The following is a 21,174-nucleotide window of genomic DNA, read 5'->3' as shown; positions in this document are numbered from 1 at the left end:
GAAACGAAGTTTAGAGGAACAATCCTGGTCCGGGTCGCGTTCCTTCGGGGAATCTGACGCCTACTTTCTGGATCTTGTTCCCGTCCATGGTTGCCACGGTCCAGATCGTGCCATGCCATTCGACCTGGTCCCCTACTACTGGAGCGCCTCCGACCTTCTGTCGGATGAACTGCGCCAACGGCATTTTCGCGTCGAGGCCATCGAGCTTCAGGCCATACAAGGCTGCCACCGCACCCAGTTCGGCATCGCCTTCGAGCACGAAGTCGCCGAAGAAACGCAGATCCAGGCCACGCTGTGGCGCCTGGCTGAACAACTTGCCGAGGGCCGGCAGGTTGTGTTCGTGGCCGATCACGCAGAGCATGTCGCCAACCTCCAGCACGGTGCTGCCCGACGGGTGCAGCAGTTGCTCACCACGGAACAGCGCGGCAATCCGTGTGCCTTCGGGCATTTTCAGCTCGCGCAGGGCGGCACCGATGCACCACTTTTCGGCGCCCAGGCGGTAGACGAACATTTCCCACTCGCTGGTGATGTGCACCTCAAGGGCGGAGCGGGAGATTGGCGCCGGGTCTGGCGGAACCGTCACTTTCAGCAGCTTGGCCACCCACGGCAGGCTGGTGCCTTGCACCAGCAACGATACCAGCACGATGAAGAAGGCCAGGTTGAAGAACAGCTGGGCGTCTGGCAGGCCCGCCATCAGGGGGAACACCGCCAGAATGATCGGTACCGCGCCGCGCAGGCCGACCCACGAAATGAAGCCCTTTTCGCGGCCATGGAAAGCCTTGAACGGCAGCAGGGCCGCGACCACCGACAGTGGCCGCGCCACCAGGATCATCCACAGCGCCAGGCCCAGTGCCGGCAGGGCGATAGGCAGCAGGTCGTGCGGCGTGACCAGCAACCCCAGCACCAGGAACATACCGATCTGGGCCAGCCAGGCCATGCCGTCGAGCATGTGCAGGATGCCATGGCGGCTACGGATCGGCTTGTTGCCCAGCACCAGGCCGCACAGGTAAACAGCGAGGAAGCCGCTACCATGCAGGGCGTTGGTCAGCGAGAACATTACCAGGCCGCCGGCGACTACCAGAATGGGGTACAGGCCGCCGGCCAGATTGATACGGTTTACCAGTTGCAGCATCAGCCAGCCGCCGCCCAGGCCCAGCAGCGTGCCGATACCGAACTCACGCAGCAAATGGCCCAGCAGGCTCCAGTGCAGGCCGGTCTCGCCGCTGGCGATCATGTCGATCAAGGTGACAGTGAGGAATACCGCCATCGGGTCGTTGCTGCCCGACTCGATCTCGAGGGTAGCGGAAACCCGCTCGTTCAGGCCTTTGCCGCCAAGCAGCGAGAACACTGCAGCGGCGTCGGTGGAGCCGACGATGGCGCCGATCAGCAGGCCCTGGATCAAGCTCAGGTTGAACAGCCAGGCGGCGATCAGGCCGGTGAGGGCGGTGGTGATCATCACCCCGACCGTGGCCAGCGACAGCGCCGGCCACAGCGCCACGCGGAAGCTTGCCACCCGCGTACGCAGGCCACCGTCAAGCAGGATGACGGCCAGTGCCAGGTTGCCCACCAGGTAGGCGGTTGGGTAATTGTTGAAGATGATGCCGCCACCATCGACACCGGCGAGCATGCCGACGGCGAGGATGATGACCAGAATAGGGATACCCAGGCGCGACGACAGCGAGCTGACCAGGATACTTGCACCCACCAGCAATGCGCCGATCAGGAACAGGCTGTTGATGGTGCTTGCATCCAAAGGCAGGTACTCCGAGACAGCGGGGAAGGGGCGTGGTAGCGCATTCAGCAACAGCTAGCAGGTCGCGTGCCAATCGATTCTAACCTGATGCCGGCGCAGGCTGTAAAGCGATACCGCATCGTCGCTGCGGCGTGCAGCTGTAATGGTTCGCCCACTGTAAGGCAGCCAAGGACATGAATGTCAAAGAAACCATTTCTCTCGCCCAGGTGGCCCAGCGCCTGCTCGGGCAATTTCCTGATTTGCACAATCTGGCGCGCCAGGCGGCGGGCCACGTGCTTCGCCGCCAACTGGGGTACTGGCTGGACCCGGACGGGCTCTATTGGCACGAGTTCCAGTCGGCGGCCAGCAGTTCGTCGAGCTTCACCGGCTGGCGCCACAGTGGGCCGCCACTGCGGTCTTTGAGCCTTACCGAACTGGTCATCCAGCGATTCAGCCCGCAGCAGCAGGCCAGTGCTGACGAGTTGAGTGTTTATGGTGGCTTCTACCGGGTGGATGCCAGCCACGCAGTTTACGACGAGCGCAACGAAGTGCGGCTCGACCCTCGGCAAGTACTGACGGCGTTCTGGCAGTTGGATTTTGCAGGGCGCTACACCGAGGCGCTGAGCAAGTTCCGGTCACGGCATGGCGAAGACTATTGTGTCCTGGCCCGTGCCCGCTTCATTGCTGCTGTGGGCCAATCTGCGCTGAGCCAACCTGAGCGCCAGGAACTGATGGCGGTGACGGTCGCTGATGCCGCTCTGCCAAGCACCGTGCAAGGCCTGCGACAGGCCAGGCAGGCGAATGCCCAACCTCAATGGAACGCTCTTGTCATCGGCGGTATCAGCGCCAAGCTGATGTTCTTTCACAAGCTGAAGACTGGCAGGTTGTGCCTCTATATTGCCGATGCGCAGGCTGTGGTGAAGGTATTCGACGATCGCCATGCGTTCCAGATGTGGATGGCTGACCAGGCCACCACGACTGCGGGGCGAGAGCGGCTGGTCAGGCTGTTCGTCGGGGACGGGGTACTGGCGCAGTCACTACGCCCGCGTCTACGCAATTACTTCAAGTTGCTCGCACAGTCGCGAGGCGACACCACGTTTTCAGGACAGGCCATTGAAGGGGACCTGTTCGTTCGTCTGCGCGATTCGGTCATGGATGACCTGACCAGCGACGCCCACGAACGGCTGACCACCAACGCACAGTTGCGCAAGGCCGATTGGCTGTCGGGCTTGCAAGCAGCGAGTTTTATAATTGCGCCGATGGCGCCGCTTGGCTGGCCGGTGATATTGGCATCGCTCGGTCTGGGCACCGCAAGCCTGGCGCTGCACCTGGACAGGGCAATCAATGGCAAGCAGGCCTGGCGCACGGCAGCATGGTGGTCAGTACTGACGGATATCCTGTTCATCCTGCTCGATATAGCCATGATGCGTGCCAGCGAGCTGTTCACTGATGGCCATGTCCCCGCGCGTGTGACTGGTCAGGCGCAAGCCTCCGCTGCCAAGGTCGATTGGGAGCTTTACATGGCGCCGGCGGCAGACGACCTGCTGGCTGTGTCGGATCAGGCGCTGGCCCGCCAGGAAGCCCTGTTGGGCGCGGTTCCGTGGGCTGATCTCGATGCCGTGGGGCCCAATGGCGAGTATCTGGATGCATTCGGTGAACCCTATCCCGTCTACCGCGATGAGCTCGTGTTTGGTTCGCCCGCCATTGCCGAGTACACCAGCTCGCCGGAGCGCTACAACAACCTGTGGCGGGGTATGCCGCTGGAGGGCACTCGCGCCGGGAATATCCAGCGCAGCCATGACCTTGCCCGCGCACTTGGGCAGATTGGCGTCAGTAATCAGGTAAGGCTGTATCGGGCTGCCTCCAGCCTGCGGGGCACGGGTTTTCAGGCAGTTGGTGAGGGTGCCATTGAAGTGGGTGACGTGCTGGTGACAACCGACTTCACGTCATTCACGGAAAACCCCTATGCCCTCTGGGAGGTTTTCAACGACCCGCAGACCCAGGTCAGCGGCAGGGGGGCTTTTGATGAAAATGCGTTGGTGTATGTATTGGAGCCGGGCGAAGACATGCAGGCGACGCCCATCGGGCCCTTTTCAAGGCGACCTGATGAAGCGGAGTCTTTGATGATGCCCGGGCGCTACCTGCAAGTGGAGAAGGTGACGGCCGTTCAAGGGCACAATTATCGCTTTACCGAGGTGTGCCTGAAGGCACTGGCGCAGGCGCCAGGCGGGACGGCCGTGCGTGACATGCGCACAGGCAAGCTGTTCGATCGCCAGGCACTGGCGATGCGGCTGGGCACGGAGGATGATTCGTTGATGCGCACATTCTTTGCGCTACCCGCCTGAGCAAACGTGAAAGGGGCCGCTGCGCGGCCCCTGATCAAGGCCTCAGCCCTGTTTCACTTCACGCATCGGCTTGCCTTTCACTGGTGCATCCCCCGCCACGTAGTACTTGGCGGTGCTGCGCGGCAGTGGCTTGCGACCACGGATCTTGTCCGAAATCTTCTCGGCGATCATGATCGTGGTGGCGTTGAGGTTGCCGGTGATGATCAGCGGCATGATCGAGGCATCGACCACGCGCAGGCCCTTCATGCCGTGCACGCGGCCTTCACCATCGACCACTGCCATGTCATCGGTGCCCATCTTGCACGAGCAGGACGGGTGGAAGGCGGTTTCGGCGTGCTCGCGGATGAACTTGTCCAGCTGCTCGTCGGTTTGCACGTCGGCGCCCGGGCTGATTTCGCGGCCACGGTACGGGTCCAGCGCCGGCTGGGCCATGATTTCACGGGTCAGACGAATGCCGTCACGGAATTCCTGCCAGTCCTGCTCGGTGGACATGTAGTTGAACAGGATGCTCGGGTGCTGGCGTGGGTCTTTCGACTTGACCTGGATGCGGCCACGGGCAGGCGAGCGCATGGAGCCCATGTGCGCCTGGAAGCCATGTTCCTTCACGCCATTGGAGCCGTTGTAGTTAATCGCAACCGGCAGGAAGTGGTACTGGATGTTCGGCCACTTGAACTCCGGACGAGTCCGGATGAAACCCCCGGCCTCGAACTGGTTGCTGGCGCCGATACCGGTGCCATTGAACATCCACTCGGCACCGATCGCCGGCTGGTTCCACCACAGCAGCGACGGGTATAGCGAAACCGGCTGGGTGCAGGCGTACTGCAGGTACAGTTCCAGGTGGTCCTGCAGGTTTTCGCCAACGCCCGGCAGGTCGTGCACAACCGGGATGTCGAGGCTTTCCAGCAGGGCGCGCGGGCCGACGCCGGAGCGCTGCAGCAGTTGCGGCGAGGCGATGGCCCCGGAGCTGACGATCACTTCCTTGCGGGCGCGGGCTTCGACGCGCTCTTCGCTGTCGCCGACCAGGTAGGTCACGCCGATGGCGCGCTTGCCGTCGAACAGAACGCGATCCGTGAGGGCGTGGGTGACGATGGTCAGGTTCGGGCGCTTCTTGGCCTGGTCCAGGTAACCACGGGCAGTGCTGGAGCGGCGGCCGTTCTTGGTCACGGTGCGGTCCATCGGACCGAAGCCTTCCTGCTGGTAACCGTTGAGGTCTTCTGTGCGTGGGTAACCGGCCTGTACGCCGGCTTCGACCATGGCGTGGAACAGCGGGTTGTTGCCGGCTTTCGGCGTGGTCACGCTGACCGGGCCTTCGCCGCCATGGTAGTCGTTCGGGCCGATGTCACGGGTTTCGGCCTTGCGGAAGTACGGCAGGCAGTCCAGGTAGGTCCAGTCTTCCAGGCCTGGCATTTCTGCCCAGCCGTCGAAGTCCATGGCGTTGCCGCGGATGTAGCACATGCCGTTGATCAGCGACGAGCCACCCAGGCCCTTGCCACGGCCACATTCCATGCGGCGGCCGTCCATGTAAGGTTCCGGGTCGGTCTCGTAGGCCCAGTTGTAGCGGCGGCCTTGCAGCGGGAAGGCCAGGGCGGCTGGCATCTGGGTGCGGAAGTCGAAGCGGTAGTCGGGGCCACCGGCTTCCAGCAGCAAGACGGTGACGCCGGCGTCTTCGGTCAGGCGGGTCGCCAGGGTGTTACCGGCCGAGCCGGCACCGACGATGATGTAATCGAATTCTTGGGACATGAAAGTACCCTCGTGTTGGCGGTGATCGGGGAGCGGGAACGCCCGTGCGCGGTGGCACGGGCGGGGCTAGACAGGGTTCAGAAAACCGAGTTGTAGCCGCCCAGCTCGACCTGGACCGACTTGATGCGAGTGTATTGAGCCAGCGAGCTGACGCCGTTTTCACGGCCGACGCCCGACTGCTTGTAGCCACCTACCGGCATTTCGGCCGGCGATTCACCCCAGGCGTTGATCCAGCAGATACCGGCTTCGAGCTTGTGGATGATGCGGTGGGCGCGGGTGATGTCGTTGGTGCAGACGCCGGCGGCCAGGCCGTAGTCGGTGTCGTTGGCACGGCGGATCACTTCTTCTTCGGTTTCGTAGGTGAGGATGCTCATCACCGGGCCGAAGATCTCTTCCTTGACGATGGTCATGTCGTCGGTGCAGTCGGTGAACACGGTCGGGGCAACGAAGGCACCTTTGGCGAAGTCACCGGCAGTCAGACGCTCGCCGCCGCACAGCACGCGGGCACCTTCTTCCTTGCCTTTGGCGATGTAGCCCAGCACGCTTTCCATGTGCTGGAAGCTGACCAGCGGGCCGAAGTTGGTGTTTTCGTCTTCCGGGTTGCCAACGCGGATGCGGGCAACGCGCTCGGCGATCTTGGCTTCGAAGGCCGCCTTCATTTCAGCCGGGATGAACACGCGGGTGCCGTTGGTGCACACCTGGCCCGAGCTGTAGAAGTTGGCCATCATGGCGATGTCAGCGGCCTTGTCCAGGTCGGCGTCGGCACAGATGATCAGTGGCGACTTGCCGCCCAGCTCCATGGTTACTTCCTTCAGCGAAGAGCTGGAGGCGCTGGCCATGACTTTCTTGCCGGTGGTGGTGCCGCCGGTGAAGGACACTTTTTCGATGCGCGGGTGCTCGGTCAGCCAGGTGCCGACTTCGCGGCCGCTGCCGGTCAGAACGTTGAATACGCCGTTTGGCAGGCCGGCTTCGGTGTAGATCTCGGCCAGTTTCAGGGTGGTCAGCGAGGTGACTTCCGACGGTTTGAAGATCATCGCGTTGCCAGCGGCCAGGGCCGGGGCAGATTTCCACAGGGCGATCTGGATCGGGTAGTTCCAGGCACCGATACCCACGGTCACGCCCAGCGGCTCGCGGCGGGTGTAGACGAAGGACGATTCGCGCAGCGGGATCTGCTCGCCTTCGATGGCCGGTACCAGGCCTGCGTAGTATTCCAGCACGTCGGCGCCGGTGACGATGTCGACGTAGCGGGTTTCGGAGTACGACTTGCCGGTGTCCAGGGTTTCCAGCATGGCCAGCTCATCGTTGCGCTCGCGCAGGATGTCGACGGCGCGGCGCAGGATGCGCGAACGCTGCATGGCAGTCATCGCAGCCCAGACTTTCTGGCCACGCTCGGCGCTTTCCACGGCCTTCTCGACGTCAGCCTCGGTAGCACGCTGCACGTGGGCGAGGACTTCGCCGGTGGCCGGGTTGATGGCTTCGAAAGTGGCATCGCTGCCAGCGTCGACGTAAGCGCCATCAATGTAGAGTTTTTGCGTTCCGAAACGGGCCATAGTGTCCTCGCAAGTGCAGTGTGTGGTTTGGCTTGCGCGTCATGCTCCTGCCGGGTTGGCAAGGGCCCTGCGCGCATTGTCAGCAGCCTGGTCGTTTGTGCCCAGGGTGTGCTGCTTGGCCAGTTGTAGTTCCATGTATTCGTAAGCAATCCGTATCGCCTGGTCGGTGTCGAATGCATCACCCGACAGGGCGCCACGCAGCCACAAACCGTCGATCAGGGCTGCCAGGCCGCGGGCTGCCTTGCGCGCATGGTAGAGCGGCAGGGCGCGGCGGAACTGGCAGCACAGGTTGGAATACAAGCGGTGGTCGTTGATCCGCTGCAACCTGTGCAAATCGGGCTGGTGCATGCTGGAAGCCCAGAAGGCCAACCAGGTTTTCATTGCCGGGCCGTTTACCTGGCTGGCATCGAAGTTGCCCTCGATGATCACTTTCAGGTGAGCGCGCGGGCTGTCGTCTTTCAGGGCCTGGCGACGTGCTCTGACGCCTTCGTTGAGCATGCTCATGATGTAACCCATCGTCGCTGCGATCAGGCCGTTCTTGTCCCGAAAGTAGTGACTGATGATGCCGTTCGACACACCGGCCAAACGGGCAATCAGCGCAATGCTGGCGTCCCCCAGTCCGACCTGATCGACCGCCTGCAATGTGGCTTCGATCAACTGCTGGCGCCGGATGGGTTGCATACCGACCTTGGGCATCTTGCTATCTCCTCAGGCCTGCGAGCAGACGACAGGCGGCTGACTCGGCGAAGGCCAGTCTATTTTGTTTTGATTGAACGTTCAATCAATAAAGAATAAGCTCTGCGACAATTTGTGCCATTGACAGTTTTTCAGGCGGTCGAGAAGGCACGGATTGACACCCCAGGAAATCGCGTAACCCCCGGAATACAAGGTGTTGACGGGCATGAGCGATGCGAAATGCAGATTCTGCCGTACGGCCATTGGCCCTGCGACAGGCCCTTGGAGCGGGCGGGGTGACCTGTGACGAATGCGCGCACCTCCGTTGAGGCGTGGCATTTTCAGCAGGCCACCTGTCTGTTTTTGGCAACGTATCGATTCGGGATCACGGTTTCCAGGGTTCTTTTATAACACCTGATGCAGTGGGGATATTCCACCAATTGCTCGGGAAAGACTGATTAGCCTCCACAGCCGCACTGCCCGGAGCATTCGTGCAATGAGTTCTGCCTCACTTACCAAGCCCCCCGCCGAGAGGGTACGGGTCAACCGCGTGGTGTTTTTCACCTCCGCGCTGATGATCCTTGTTCTGACTGCCTTGCTGATCGCTGTACCCGAAACCGCCGGCCAGGTGCTGGGCGTGGCCCAGAAGTGGCTGACGCGCACCTTTGGCTGGTACTACATGCTGGTCATCTGCGGATACCTGCTGTTCGTCGTCTACCTGGCTTTCTCCGACTACGGCAGCCTCAAGCTGGGTGGCAAGGACGACCAGCCTGACTTCAGCTATGGCGCCTGGGCCGGCATGCTGTTCTCGTCCGGTATCGGTATTTCGCTGCTGTACTTCGGCGCCTCCGAGCCCCTGGACCACTACTTCAACCCACCGGAGGGCACCCCGGCCAGCCTCGAGGCCGCGCGCCAGGGCCTGCAGCTGACCTTCCTGCACTGGGGCCTGCACGGCTGGGCGATCTATGCCCTGGTCGGCCTGGCCGTGGGTTACTTTGCCTACCGCCACAACCAGCCGTTGGCACTGCGCTCGGCGCTGTACCCGCTGGTGGGCGAGCGTTGGGTCAAGGGCGCTGCCGGCAACGCCGTCGATATCTTCGGCATGTTCGTCACCCTGCTGGGCCTGGTGACCAACCTGGGCATCGGCGCGATGCAGGTGTCGTCCGGCCTGGAATACCTGTTCGGCATGGACCACAGCAAGACCAACCTGCTGGTGGTGATCCTGGTCATGGCTGGCGTGGCCACCGTGGCAGCGGTATCGGGCGTGGAAAACGGCATCCGCCGCCTGTCCAACCTGAACATCATGCTGTTCAGCGGCCTGTTGATCTTCGTGCTGCTGGGCGGCGAAACCCTGCACCTGCTCAACGGCTTCGTGCAGAACGTCGGCGACTACCTGAACGGCATCGTGCTGAAAACCTTCGACCTTTATGTGTATGAAGGCGAAGCCGGCAAGTCGGAGCGCTGGCTGGGCCTGTGGACCGTGTTCTACTGGGCCTGGTGGATCTCCTGGGGCCCGTTCGTCGGCATGTTCATTGCCCGTATTTCCAAGGGCCGCACCGTGCGCCAACTGGTGATGGGGGTGCTGCTGATCCCGCTGGGCTTCACCCTGGCCTGGCTGTCGATCTTCGGCAACACCGCACTGGACCTGGTGATCAACCAGGGCGCCGTGGAGCTGGGCAAGACTGCGCTGGAACAGCCATCGATGTCGATCTACCAGCTGCTGGAATACTTCCCGGCAGCCAAGATCGTCATTGGTGTGGCAGTGTTCGTCGGGTTCGTGCTGTTCCTCACGCCGGCCGACTCCGGCGCGGTGATGATGGCCAACCTGTCGTGCACAGGCGGCAAGGTCGACGAAGATGCCCCGCACTGGATGGTGGTGTTCTGGTCCGTGGTGATCACCCTGGTGACCATCGGCCTGCTGTTTGCCGGTAACTTCGAAGCCATGCAGACCATGGTCGTGCTGGCGGGCCTGCCGTTCTCGGTGGTGCTGGTGCTGTTCATGTTCGGCCTGTACAAGGCCATGAAGCAGGACGTGGTGATCGAGCAGGAGCGCGCCGAACTGGCCGCCCGCGGCCGTCGCGGCTTTAGCGAGCGCCTGACCCAGCTGGAACTGCAGCCGACCCAGGCCGTGGTGCAGCGCTTCATGGACAAGCAGGTCAGCCCGGCGTTGAAAGAAGCCGCTGCACAGCTGCAGACGCAGGGCTTCGAGGTGGAAACCCGCGTTGGCCAGTCGCGCAACCTGATGGGCTTGCGGGTGATGATGGAAGAAGGCAACCCGTTCGTCTACGAAGTGAGCCTTGACGGCTATATGGCCGCGCCGAGCGAGGCGCCGGTCGAGGGTGAGCCTGAACTGCGCCAGCGCTTCTACCGCGCCGAGGTCTACCTGCATGACGGCAGTCAGGAGTACGACCTGATGGGCTTTGCCCCAGACCAGATCGTGCGTGATGTGCTCGATCAGTTCGAGAGCCATCGCCAGGTGCTTGGCCGCGTCTATAGCTGACAGCCCGGCAGGTCGCCGCATCGCCAGGTGCCGCGGCCTGCCAGCAGCAATATGTAGCACCTGTTTCGATACCATTTCCAGGACGCTTTGTGGTTCATTCCACAACGAGTCCTGGTCATGCCCGCCACTCACGCGCACAACCTCAAACACGCAGTCGCCGCCCAGTTCGCCAGCCGTCCCACGCTCCGCCAGGTCGTAGGCGAACAGGTCATGAAGGTGATCCTGGAGCACTATCCTCTGGTTGGCGTGCATCGCCCTGAAATGACCTCGGCTGCACCGCTGTACCTGATGTCCCTGCAGCCGGATGGTGTCTGGCGCCCTCAGCCGCTGGTGGATGTTGTGCTGCAGGCCCTGCTTGCGGCTAAACCACTGGACCTCGCCCCGGCGGGTGACTACCGCCTTAGCCTGAACCCGCCCCGGCGCTTTTTCGCCATCGAGTCGAGCTTCGAAACGGCTGAGGGCGATTTGATCGAGCCCGCGCGCCTGACCGATGGCCTCAACGCGTTGCTGCCAATGCTGCTTTGGCACTTCCAGCAAGCGCAGATCGACTATTGGAACGGCGACGGCACGATCGACCGGGACCTGTGGTTGCAACAGTTGTTGCGCGCCAACCTGCTCGATGGCCTGAAAGACGAAGCGCTGGACGACGAACAGCGCAAGCTTCTGCGTGACCTGATGATGGGCAACCGCACCGGGCTCGATGTGCAGCTGGTGCGGGTAGCCTTACGTGAGGGCGAAGACACGTTCCGTGAGCTGTTGCCCGGCTTGCTGATTACCGCCTCCAGTGAGGTTCGCGAACTGACACTCTGGTGTTCTCCCGAAGGCCTGGTCCGCAGTTTCGACGCCCAGGCTGCATTCGGCGCGGCGTTGCAAATACAGATGGCTGGACGTTACCGGTTTGATGAGTTGAACTGGCAGGGCCTGACTGTGGAGGGCGACGCTTTCGCCCTGTACAGCGCCTTGCTGCTGGAAATCTTGCTCGAGCGCGTGGCCCGCCTGCGCTGGAGTGCGATCGACAGCGTCGACCAACTGGAGCACTACTGCCACTTGGCCTGCGACCCCGCATCATTTTTCGCCGAGTTCAGTGACCATGGCACCGGTGGGCTGGGCCTGGCGCTTCCCAAGGGCCTGTCGCGAGCCGATACGGATAGCCAGACCGCTTACCTCCAAGCCATGCTCGACTTGTCGCTACTGCAACAGCACAGCCCAGCGCAGGGCATTCAGGACGGTCTGCCGGACTTGCACACCTATGCGGCGACGCGCCTGCGCGAAGCGATGCTGCATGACCACCCGGTAGACGCCAATTATTTTCCTGATGACCTTCTCCTCACGGTCGAGACCTTTGTCAGTGACGGTCACGGGCTGGGCTTCGGCCAGAAGACCGGTGAAAAGACGTTGACCCTGACGCAGCTGGCGATCGGCCGCCTGGATGCCACCGCAGGCGGGGTGGTGACACACATCGCCCACCGGGAAAACCAGCTGATCATGAAGTGGATGACCATTGATTACGTCCGTGAGCTGGTGCAGCGAGTCGATATCGGCGGCAGTTATCCACGGCATGTTCAGTCGATGCTCGATCGCTCGGCGAGCCGCGCCGAACACATCTCGGCATTTGCCATACGCTGGCGTATCACCCTGATGTTCGATGCTGCGCGGGCGCGTGCCGTCAAACGGCTCGACAAATTCGCCTACGGCGCCCTGGCAGAATTCTGCCGTAGCGGCGCGGAAGGGGCAGCCGCTGTGCGGATTGCACCGCTTGCGTTCAAACGCTCACCGACATCAGAGAGGGTCGACGTGGCGCATGGTTTCTACGTGATCGAACTCATCGAGTTGGGTGTTCATCTGTTGTACTGCCCGCTGTACACCGAAAAGGCGCTGATTCAGTACGACAGCGCTCAGGCACTGTTGGATGCGATCAGCCGCCCGGGGGCTTTGCAGGACAACGTGCTGCTGTGGATCGAGCAAGCTCAGCGCGCGGTCTACGACAATGGAGGCTTCCGGGAGCCGCACCTGCCCCAATGGCTGCTCGACCCTTACACCCTCCCGGAGAAACCGCAGCCTGTTCAGTTGGCGCTGCAATTCTGGGCGCGGGACGTGGATCGGCAGATGTTCGAAGCCAAGGGCCGGATGTTGCTGGAGCTGGCGGATCGCAGCGCCATGAGCAACAGCGAGGTGCGTTGGCGACTGGTCACGGCATTTTCCTGGGAGCTGCTGAATGTTGTGTTTCCGGTGTTACCAGGGCCGCTCACCTCGGTTGCCTGGCTCTACATCGGCATGCGCAGCTTGATCAACGATGTGCATGGCCTGGCCAGCTCGCATTTCGACGAGCAAATCCAGGCGATGGTCGATGTGCTGAACAACACCTTGCTGGCGCTGATACACCTGCAGACGCCGAAACTGGCAGCGCCGCCCGTTTCTGGCGACCTGCCGCCAGCGCTGCTACAGGGGCCACCTGCCGGCACTGGGGTCGAGTTGGCGAACCTTTGCGCAGCAACGCGGGAGCCCAGCCCCTCGGTCGACAGCCTGCAGGCCATGGCCAACACCCACCTCGATTTTTCCTGGCGTGGGGCTGGGGGGCTCAATGGTCTGTCAAGTGCCCAGCGCGGCCAGATGCGGGCGTTGGCGGCCAGTGTTTCGCTGGAAGGGCGCGAACCGCAGACGCAGGGCGTGGCCGCGGGGCTGGTACGGATCGGGGATGATTTCTATGTGTCTCTGGACGGTGATGTCTACCGAGTCAGCCTTGATAACGCAGCGTTTCGCATCATTGGTCCGGACGGCACGGTTGGGCCATACCTGATGCGCGACGGCAATGTCTGGCACCTCAATAATTCGCGCTTGCACGGTGGCAATGATCGCTCCGGCGAGTTGGCCCGAGAGCGATTGCGCAAGAAGCTTGGCGGGCCGATTGCCAAGGCTCAGGCCGAGATAGAGCGGCTTATCCTGGCCGCAGAGGCTGCCACGAAGGATTTCAACGCGTTGAGCGAGCAGATTGTCGGTTTGCGTGATCCGGTAAAAAAAGTCGAGGAACGGTTGCAAAAGGCGCCACCCACCGAGCCGGGCGAACGTGCGCAATTCGAGCAGGCTACCGAGTTGTTCAAGCTCAAGTTCCAGCAGTTGCAAGAGCAGACGAGTAAGTTGCGCAACCAGCGCCTGCCCTTGAACGAGAGATTGTTCCTTGATTATCTCGAGGCCGAACGCAACATTACCTACGTGCTTGACAAGTCGAGTGCCTCGACGCACGTCGGCAGCGTGAGAGATCAACGGATACTCTTGGGCCAGGTCCGCAAGAACCTGATCAGCTTTGGCATGTTCTTCATTGATGAGCTGCTGGCCTTGGGTGGGTTCAGGGAATATGACCAACTCACCAATGCGCTCAATGTCGCACCGCCAGAGAAACAGGCCGAGTTGTATGCCAGGTTCCGGACGATGTTGGAGAAGTTGCTTGAAGAGCAGCCCAGGATCATCAATGTCTCCAGCCAGCTGGATCGCCTGTTGGCCATCACCGACATCGACATGCAAGTGCCTTACGTCAATACCACGCTGACCGTTTCGAGCATTATCGAGAGCCGTAAGACGACCACGATCAACATCCGGTTTTTCCAGGCCATGGGCCTGGTCGAGCTGGCCCTGCAGTGGCACAAAGGCACGCCTACCCAGCACTACATGATCTTCCGCCATGCGCTCGCCAGTCAGCGTTTGCGGGTGGCTGCACAAACCCATCATCTGCTGATGTTCTGTGACTTGCCTGTCGCCGAACGAATCGAGGTGCTGCAAAGTGCGTGGGACGAATACCTCGCGGCGATTCTCAACGCCGAACGGATCAAGACACTCGGCAGCAAGCTCATCGATGTCCAGCGCCTTGAGGCGTACAAGCAACAGATGGTGGAACTGAAAACCATAGCCGGTGAGGCGTTGGTCGAGGCCATGCGCGAGCAGGCGGACGGGCAGGTCCGTGGCACACGTCGTGCGGTCTATTCACGAAAGAGCCTGCAGGTGGCCCATACGCGGGCTGGTCAGATAGTCATTGGCAGCGAATCGGTGGTCGACGGGCAGGCTGTGCTGCAAGTTGTAGCGGCTTTCAACAAGAGCGCGCTGCATCGCTTCCAGAAGCAGGGAAACACCTGGGTTGAAGAGGTAGCCGCGGGCGAACCGGAACAGCAGTCGCGGACTTCTACGCCGGAGTCCGAAAGGAACAATCGGGAGCTGGCCGAGGCCATGCTGGCACAGAACGAAAATGTCATCGCTCAAGCCAGAGCCCTGGTTGCCAAGGATGCTGACGATATGGGCCTGATGTCGATGCTGGACGGCCAGATCAACGAAGTGTCCGAGTTGCGTGAACAGCTCAGCGATGCCAACGCAGAGCACGCGCTGCTGGCGGGCATGGACGATGCGCTGATTCAGTTGCGTCAGGCCCGCCGCGACTGTTTGGTAGCGCTTTACAGCAAGACGCGCTATCCAGGTGCCAGAGGGCTGAATTTTCTCCATCAGCAGGGTTTGCTCGCCGTGGAATATGTCGGGCCTCGGCAGGTGGTTTCCGATGGCTATCTGGACGAGTACCGGATCAGCCTGTTGCGTGCTCCCGGTGAGGGTCGAGGTAAACCCTTGTGGGCCGCGCATTTCCATTTTGCCGACTCGCAGGCGGCGCCGACGGCGTTTGGCAAAGGCCATCTCAAGCTGTGGAGCCAGCGCAAAATGGGGTATCGCGAGCAAATGAAGGCGGCGAGCGAGGGGCAGGTACTGAGCATTTATCGGGGTAACCTGACCTACGCACAGGCCAGGGATGTCATTCCGTTCAACCTCTGAACTTTGCCCGGGTGGCCCAGCGGCTGCCCGCGATCAGCAAATGCTAGCGATTGCTGTAACGGCCATGCTTACCGTGTGCAGGCATGGCCTGGTTGCCACGTGTGGCGATCATCTGTTGCAGCGTGACCAGTTCGATACCCAACTGCTTGAGCCGTGGAATCTGACTTTCCAGCACCGCTAGCGTCTGCGGGTAGGGGTGGCCGATCAACACGGCCGAGCCTTGCTTGCGGGCCAGCGTAATACCCTGTTGCAGCTGAGCGTCGATGGCTTCCGGCGTGCGCACGTCATCCAGAAATACATCCCGTGATACATGCGCGACATCGTGTGCTTGAGCCTCGGCCGCGGCGACCGTGGCGGCACTGGTGCGGCTGTCGACAAAGAACAGATGGCGCCGCTGCAGCTCGCCCATCAACCACGCCATGGGTTCACGTTGTGCGGTCATGCGGCTGCCCATGTGGTTGTTGATGCCGGCGGCGTAGGGCACCTTGACCAATGCTGCGTCCAGGCGCCGTGCCAGCTCTTCGATGGCGATGCCCGGGTGCCAGGCATAGGGCCCGGTGGCCGGGTCCATGGGCATGTGCAGGATCACCGTTTTGCCGGCCTTGTGCGCCTGGCGTGCAAAGTCGGTGGCATGCGGGGTGTCGGGCATGATCGCCATGGTCACCGGCCCAGGCAGGGCCAGGGTACGGCTGTCGCGCTCTGGGCTCTGGCCCAGGTCGTCGATGATGATGCTCATGTAGGCCTTGTTGGCCGGTGCCGCTTGCGCGATTCCGGCCATCAGGCAAAACAACAGACACAGCAGAAAACGCATAGGGTGGCTCAGTCGCCCTTGGTGATGTTCAGGCCCTTGAGCAGGCTCAGTGCCTGGCTCAGCTGGAAGTCGTCATCCTGCGGGCGTTCCTTGCGCTTGCTGCTGCCGGTCGGGCGGTCGGCGCCGCCGTTGCCGTTGCCCAGGTGGCCCTGCAGGTCGGCTTCCTTGAAGTTTTCGGTGTCGGCTTCGGCGGTGAGCTTGGCCGGGCGCACCTCGATGTCCGGGACGATGCCCTGGGCCTGGATCGAGCGGCCGTTGGGGGTGTAGTACAGCGCAGTGGTGAGCTTCAGGGCGCGGTCGTTGGCCAGTGGCAGCACGGTCTGCACCGAGCCTTTGCCGAAGCTGTCGGTGCCCATCAGCACGGCGCGCTTCTGGTCCTGCAGGGCGCCGGCGACAATTTCCGATGCCGATGCACTGCCACCGTTGATCAGTACCACCAGCGGCACGCCTGCGCTGGCATCGGCCGGGTCGGCCGAGAAACGCAGCTCGGAGTTGGCGATGCGGCCTTTGGTGTAGACGATCAGACCTTTGGTCAGGAAGTGGTCGGCCACTTCCACTGCCGATTGCAGCACGCCGCCTGGGTTGTTGCGCAGGTCCAGCACCACCCCGCGCAGCTTCTTGCCGTTGTCCTTGCGCAGCTTGGCCAGGGCCTTGCCCACTTCGTCACCGGTCTTGACCTGGAACTGGGTGATACGGATGTAGCCGTAGTCGTTCTCCAGTAGCTGGCTCTTCACGCTCTTGACCTGAATGACTGCACGAGTCAGGTTCACGTCGAACGGGTTGCCGCCGTCGCGCACCAAGGTCAGGGTGATTTTCTCGCCGACCTTGCCGCGCATCTTGTCGACGGCTTCGGTCATGGTCTGGCCGCGGGTCGGGGCGCCGTTGATCTTGACGATCAGGTCACCAGCCTGCACGCCGGCCCGCGAGGCTGGGGTGTCGTCGATTGGCGAGACCACCTTGATGAAGCCGTCTTCCTGGCCTACTTCAATGCCCAGCCCGCCGAACTCGCCGCTGGTGCTTTCCTGCAGCTCCTGGAAGTCCTCAGGGCCGAGGTAGGCCGAATGCGGGTCAAGGTTGCTAAGCATGCCCTTGATGGCGTTTTCCAGCAGGGTCTTGTCGTCTACCGGTTCGACGTAGGCAGCTTTGATGCGGTCCAGGACCTCGGCGAAGGTGCGCAGTTCTTCCAGCGGCAGTGGCGCCTTGGCGGTCACCTCGGTGGCTGGCACTGCAGCGGCCTTGGCCGGCTCTGCGGCGGTGGCCAGGGGCGCGCCGACCGCCAGGGCGATGGACAGGGCCAGTTGGGTGAGACGAGGCGAGTGCAGCATGTCGAACGAACTCCTGATCCTGTAAGCGCTCCCTGGGGAGCATCGGCGCAGCACTCAGGCTGCGCCGTAGAAATTTGACTAGCCCCGGCACCACTGCGAAGGGTCGGTAGGCCGGCCCTGCTGGCGGATAGCGAAATACAAGCCTGCCGCGTCCTGACCACCGCTGTCGCCAACGGTGGAAATGGCTTCACCGGCCTTGACGATATCACCGGCATTCTTGAGCAGGCTCTGGTTGTGGCCGTACAGGCTCAGGTAACCGTTGCCATGGTCGAGAATGACCAGAAGCCCGGCACCGCGCAACCAGTCCGCGAATACCACACGCCCGCCGTGCACGGCACGTACCTGGGTGCCTGGGTTGGCGCTGATCATAACCCCGTCCCACTTGGCACGGGCGTCGCTACCGCGGGCATCACCGAAACGTGCCAGCAATCGACCATTGACTGGCCATGGAAGTTTGCCCCGCGCAGCAGAAAATGCGCCGCCGTAGTTGGCGCCATCGCTGGAAACCATCGGCCCGAGGGTGGTACGGGCCTTTTTCGGCGGTTCCACTGGCTCTGCAGGCTCACGGGCCCGGTCGCGGGCAGCGGCGGCGGCCAGCGCTTCCTGCTGGCGGCGTTTTTCCGCTTCCTGCTGCGCCAGCAGGGCCTTCTTGCGTGCCTCTTCAGCTTCACGCGCCTGGCGGGCGAGGGTTTCCTCGATGGTCTTCAGGACCTTGGCCAGGTCGGCCTGGTCCTGTTCGCGCGCTTGCAGCTTCTGATCGCGGTCCTTCACATCGCTGTTGAGCTTTGCCAGTACCTGCTGGCGCTTGGCGCGCTCGGTTTCCAGGGCCTGGCGACGGCTGTCGAGGTCGGTGCGCTGGGCCAGCAGTTGTTGTTGCTGGCTGGAAATTTCCTGTTCGACGTTGGCCAGTTGGCGCAAGGTCTCGTTGAAGGTGCGCAATTGCTCCAGGCGCGCCTTGCTCAGGTAGTCGTAATAGGTAAGGGTGCGGGCGAATTTCTCGGGGTTCTGCTGGTTGAGCAGCAGCTTGAGGTATTCCTCGCGACCGTTGTTCTGGTAGGCCGAACGGGCCTGAATGGCGATCAGTCGTTGTTGTTCAACGCGGGCGCTCTGGAGTTTTTTTTTCTCGGTATCAAGGCGCTCCAGCTCGCCTTCAGTCTTTTTTAGTTCTTGCTGCAGGGCCTCCACCTGCTTTTCGAGGTTGCCGATGTCGGTTTCGGTGGCTTTGAGGTCTTTTTGCACACCGGCCTTTTCTTCCTGGAGCTTGCTCAGCGTTTTCTTGAGCTCGGCAATGTCCTGGCGGGTGGCATCCAGTTGCTGCTGGGTCTGCGCACGCTCATCGGCGAAGGCCGGGCTGAGCAGGCAAGACAGGGCTAGGAGGATCAGGGCGCGAAGCATGGGGTTTGGCGTACCAAGGATGGAGACTGGCCTAGTATGCCCGCCTGGGCAGGCAAAAAAAACGCCTCGCTGCGGATGCAGGGGGGCGTTTGTCTGGAATTCATGTGCAATTGGGGCTGCAACGCAGCCCCTTTCGACATTCAGGCGTCGACCAGAATCGAGGTACCGGTCATTTCCACCGGCTTTTCCAGCCCCAGCAGCTTCAGCATGGTTGGCGCCACGTCGGCCAGCACGCCGCCCTCGCGCACTTTCACGTTGCGCTTGCCCACGTAGATGAACGGTACCGGCTCGGTCGTGTGCGCGGTGTGCGCCTGGCCGGTGCACTCGTCTTCCATTTGCTCGACGTTGCCGTGGTCAGCGGTGATCAGCGCTTCGCCGCCGACCTTGTCCAGTGCGTCGACAATGCGTCCTACACAGGTATCCAGTGCTTCGACGGCCTTGACCGCTGCCTCGAACACGCCGGTGTGGCCGACCATGTCGCCGTTGGCGTAGTTGACCACGATGACGTCGAAGCGCTGCTGTTCGATGGCTTCGACGATGCGATCGGTCACTTCCGGCGCGCTCATTTCCGGTTGCAGGTCATAGGTGGCGACCTTCGGCGACGGGATCAGGATGCGTTCTTCGCCTTCGAACGGCTCTTCGCGGCCACCCGAGAAGAAGAAGGTGACGTGGGCGTATTTCTCGGTTTCGGCGATGCGCAGCTGGGTCTTGCCGTTTTTCGCCAGGTATTCGCCCAGCACGTTGTTCAGGCTGGACGGGGCAAAGGCTGCTGGTGCCGGGATCTTTGCCGAATACTGGGTCAGGCCGATGTACGCCGCCATCTTCGGCAGGCGCGCACGGGCGAATTCCGTGAAGTCTGGCTCTACGAATGCACGCGACAGCTCGCGAGCACGGTCGGCGCGGAAGTTCATGAAAATCACGGCATCGCCATCTTCGACCTTGACGGCTTCGCCAATGCGCGTGGCCTTGACGAATTCGTCGCTTTCGTCGCGGGCGTAAGCTGCTTCAAGGCCTGCCAGGGCTGTGTCAGCGGTGTACTCGGCAGCGCTGTCGACGATGAGGTTGTAGGCAGCGCTGACGCGGTCCCAGCGGTTGTCGCGGTCCATGGCGTAGTAGCGGCCGATCAGGCTGGCGATACGACCCTTGCCCAGTTTGGCGAAGGTGGCGTCGAGCAGTTCGATGGACGACTGCGCGCTGCGTGGCGGGGTGTCGCGGCCATCGAGGAAGGCGTGCAGGTAGATCTTTTCGGCGCCACGCTGGGCGGCCAGTTCGGCCATGGCCACCAAGTGGTCCTGGTGGCTGTGTACACCACCATCGGACAGCAGGCCCAGGATGTGCACGGCCTTGCCAGCACCGACTGCCTTGTCCACAGCACCGGTCAGTACCGGGTTTTCGAAGAACTCGCCGTCGCGGATGGCCTTGGTCACCCGCGTGAAGTCCTGATACACGACGCGACCTGCGCCGAGGTTCATATGACCGACTTCGGAGTTGCCCATCTGCCCGTCCGGCAGGCCGACATCCATGCCCGAGCCGGAAATGAGGCCATGCGGCTGGGTGGCGCACAGGCGGTCATAGACCGGTTTATTGGCGGCAAAGATGGCGTTGTGTTCGGGGATATCGCTATGGCCGAAGCCATCCAGGATAATCAGGACCAGAGGTTTGGGCGTGCTCGTCATCAATCAAACTCACGGTTGTTCAAAGATGATAAAGACACGCATTTTAGGGCAAATACGCCACCTGCGGCGAATATTCGTCCCACTCCACCGACCGGCGCACCTGTGGTGGCAACATGAAGGTGGTTTTGTGGCCGGCCCGTCGGGCTTTGGTGGCACCAAGGGGCTGTGTATACTGGCCGGCATTTTCAATCGCCTGGAACACCGCTGATGGTTGCTCACCTGATTCAATTCGCGACAGATCACTACATCCTGGTTGCGATCTTCCTCATTCTGCTGGTCCTGCTGCTCATCAATGAAATCCGTCGTGGTGGCCAAAGCCTGACTAACGGCCAACTGACAGCCCTGGTCAATGCCGAGAAGGCCCTGGTGATCGACATTCGCCCGGCCAAGGAATACTCCGCCGGTCATATCGTCGGTGCGGTGAACATCCCGCAGGACAAGCTGGCCAACCGCATGACCGAGCTGGGCAAGCATAAAGAAAAGACCTTGATCGTCGTCGACGCGATGGGCCAGCAGTCCGGCACCATTTGCCGCGAGCTGCTCAAAGCTGGTTACAACGCCGCCAAACTGAGCGGTGGCGTTTCCAGCTGGAAAGCCGATAACCTGCCCCTGGTGAAGTGAT

12 protein-coding genes and 1 pseudogene are annotated in these 21,174 nt (G+C 62.0%); 5 read left to right on the top strand and 8 right to left on the bottom strand.

Annotation, left to right across the window (positions count from 1 at the left end; genetic code table 11):
- Window positions 1-10: 10 nt before the first annotated feature.
- The gene (locus tag PRJ_RS25690) at window positions 11-1,753 is read right to left on the bottom strand and encodes a potassium/proton antiporter (RefSeq protein WP_010955613.1); all 1,743 of its coding nucleotides are present in this window, start codon (window positions 1,751-1,753) and stop codon (window positions 11-13) included.
- A gap of 173 nt (window positions 1,754-1,926) precedes the next feature.
- On the opposite strand from PRJ_RS25690, the gene PRJ_RS25685 reads away from it, so the two are divergent.
- The gene (locus PRJ_RS25685) at window positions 1,927-4,077 is read left to right on the top strand and encodes a dermonecrotic toxin domain-containing protein (protein ID WP_104962708.1); all 2,151 of its coding nucleotides are present in this window, start codon (window positions 1,927-1,929) and stop codon (window positions 4,075-4,077) included.
- A gap of 42 nt (window positions 4,078-4,119) precedes the next feature.
- On the opposite strand, the gene betA is transcribed toward PRJ_RS25685, so the two are convergent.
- The 3 genes from betA to betI all read right to left on the bottom strand — a co-directional run bounded on the left by betA (window position 4,120) and on the right by betI (window position 8,063).
- Window positions 4,120-5,817 carry a choline dehydrogenase gene (betA, locus tag PRJ_RS25680; RefSeq protein WP_014859114.1) on the bottom strand — a complete coding sequence of 566 codons (1,698 nt, stop codon included), beginning with the start codon at window positions 5,815-5,817 and terminating at the stop codon, window positions 4,120-4,122.
- A 77-nt stretch (window positions 5,818-5,894) separates the two neighbouring features.
- Window positions 5,895-7,367, bottom strand: a complete 1,473-nt coding sequence (gene betB / locus PRJ_RS25675; protein WP_003249182.1) for a betaine-aldehyde dehydrogenase — start codon at window positions 7,365-7,367, stop codon at window positions 5,895-5,897.
- 39 nt (window positions 7,368-7,406) lie between these two features.
- The gene (betI, locus tag PRJ_RS25670) at window positions 7,407-8,063 is read right to left on the bottom strand and encodes a transcriptional regulator BetI (protein WP_014859113.1); all 657 of its coding nucleotides are present in this window, start codon (window positions 8,061-8,063) and stop codon (window positions 7,407-7,409) included.
- A gap of 532 nt (window positions 8,064-8,595) precedes the next feature.
- Here betI and PRJ_RS25665 point away from each other — a divergent pair.
- The 3 genes and pseudogenes from PRJ_RS25665 to PRJ_RS25660 all read left to right on the top strand — a co-directional run bounded on the left by PRJ_RS25665 (window position 8,596) and on the right by PRJ_RS25660 (window position 15,345).
- Window positions 8,596-10,130, top strand: a pseudogene (locus PRJ_RS25665) (BCCT family transporter).
- Entirely contained in the window at window positions 10,078-10,542 is a 465-nt protein-coding gene (locus PRJ_RS30130; RefSeq protein WP_172830944.1) for a hypothetical protein, read from the top strand. The pseudogene PRJ_RS25665 and the gene PRJ_RS30130 overlap by 53 nt, the downstream one beginning before the upstream one ends.
- 117 nt (window positions 10,543-10,659) lie before the next feature.
- Complete coding sequence (locus PRJ_RS25660; RefSeq protein ID WP_104962707.1) at window positions 10,660-15,345, top strand: dermonecrotic toxin domain-containing protein; 4,686 nt, start codon at window positions 10,660-10,662, stop codon at window positions 15,343-15,345.
- 43 nt (window positions 15,346-15,388) lie between these two features.
- Here PRJ_RS25660 and PRJ_RS25655 read toward each other — a convergent pair whose 3' ends face one another.
- From PRJ_RS25655 to gpmI, 4 genes are all read right to left on the bottom strand, one after another.
- Window positions 15,389-16,156: a divergent polysaccharide deacetylase family protein gene (locus tag PRJ_RS25655; RefSeq protein WP_064491016.1), complete on the bottom strand. Its 768-nt coding sequence runs from the start codon at window positions 16,154-16,156 to the stop codon at window positions 15,389-15,391.
- Between the two features lie 8 nt (window positions 16,157-16,164).
- On the bottom strand, window positions 16,165-17,481 hold the full coding sequence (locus PRJ_RS25650) for a S41 family peptidase (protein ID WP_004576741.1): 1,317 nt from the start codon (window positions 17,479-17,481) through the stop codon (window positions 16,165-16,167).
- Between the two features lie 78 nt (window positions 17,482-17,559).
- Window positions 17,560-18,876, bottom strand: a complete 1,317-nt coding sequence (locus tag PRJ_RS25645) for a murein hydrolase activator EnvC (RefSeq protein WP_014592693.1) — start codon at window positions 18,874-18,876, stop codon at window positions 17,560-17,562.
- 140 nt (window positions 18,877-19,016) lie between these two features.
- Window positions 19,017-20,552 (bottom strand): 2,3-bisphosphoglycerate-independent phosphoglycerate mutase, encoded by a 1,536-nt coding sequence (gene gpmI / locus PRJ_RS25640; RefSeq protein WP_010955606.1) that lies wholly within the window; start codon window positions 20,550-20,552, stop codon window positions 19,017-19,019.
- A gap of 207 nt (window positions 20,553-20,759) precedes the next feature.
- Here gpmI and PRJ_RS25635 point away from each other — a divergent pair, with 207 nt between their 5' ends.
- Entirely contained in the window at window positions 20,760-21,173 is a 414-nt protein-coding gene (locus tag PRJ_RS25635) for a rhodanese-like domain-containing protein (RefSeq protein ID WP_010955605.1), read from the top strand.
- The last annotated feature ends 1 nt before the right edge of the window (window position 21,174 follow it).

Source organism: Pseudomonas sp. XWY-1, assembly GCF_002953115.1.
In the GTDB taxonomy this organism is placed as follows: domain Bacteria; phylum Pseudomonadota; class Gammaproteobacteria; order Pseudomonadales; family Pseudomonadaceae; genus Aquipseudomonas; species Aquipseudomonas alloputida.
This window is presented reverse-complemented; position numbering and strand designations above follow the sequence as displayed.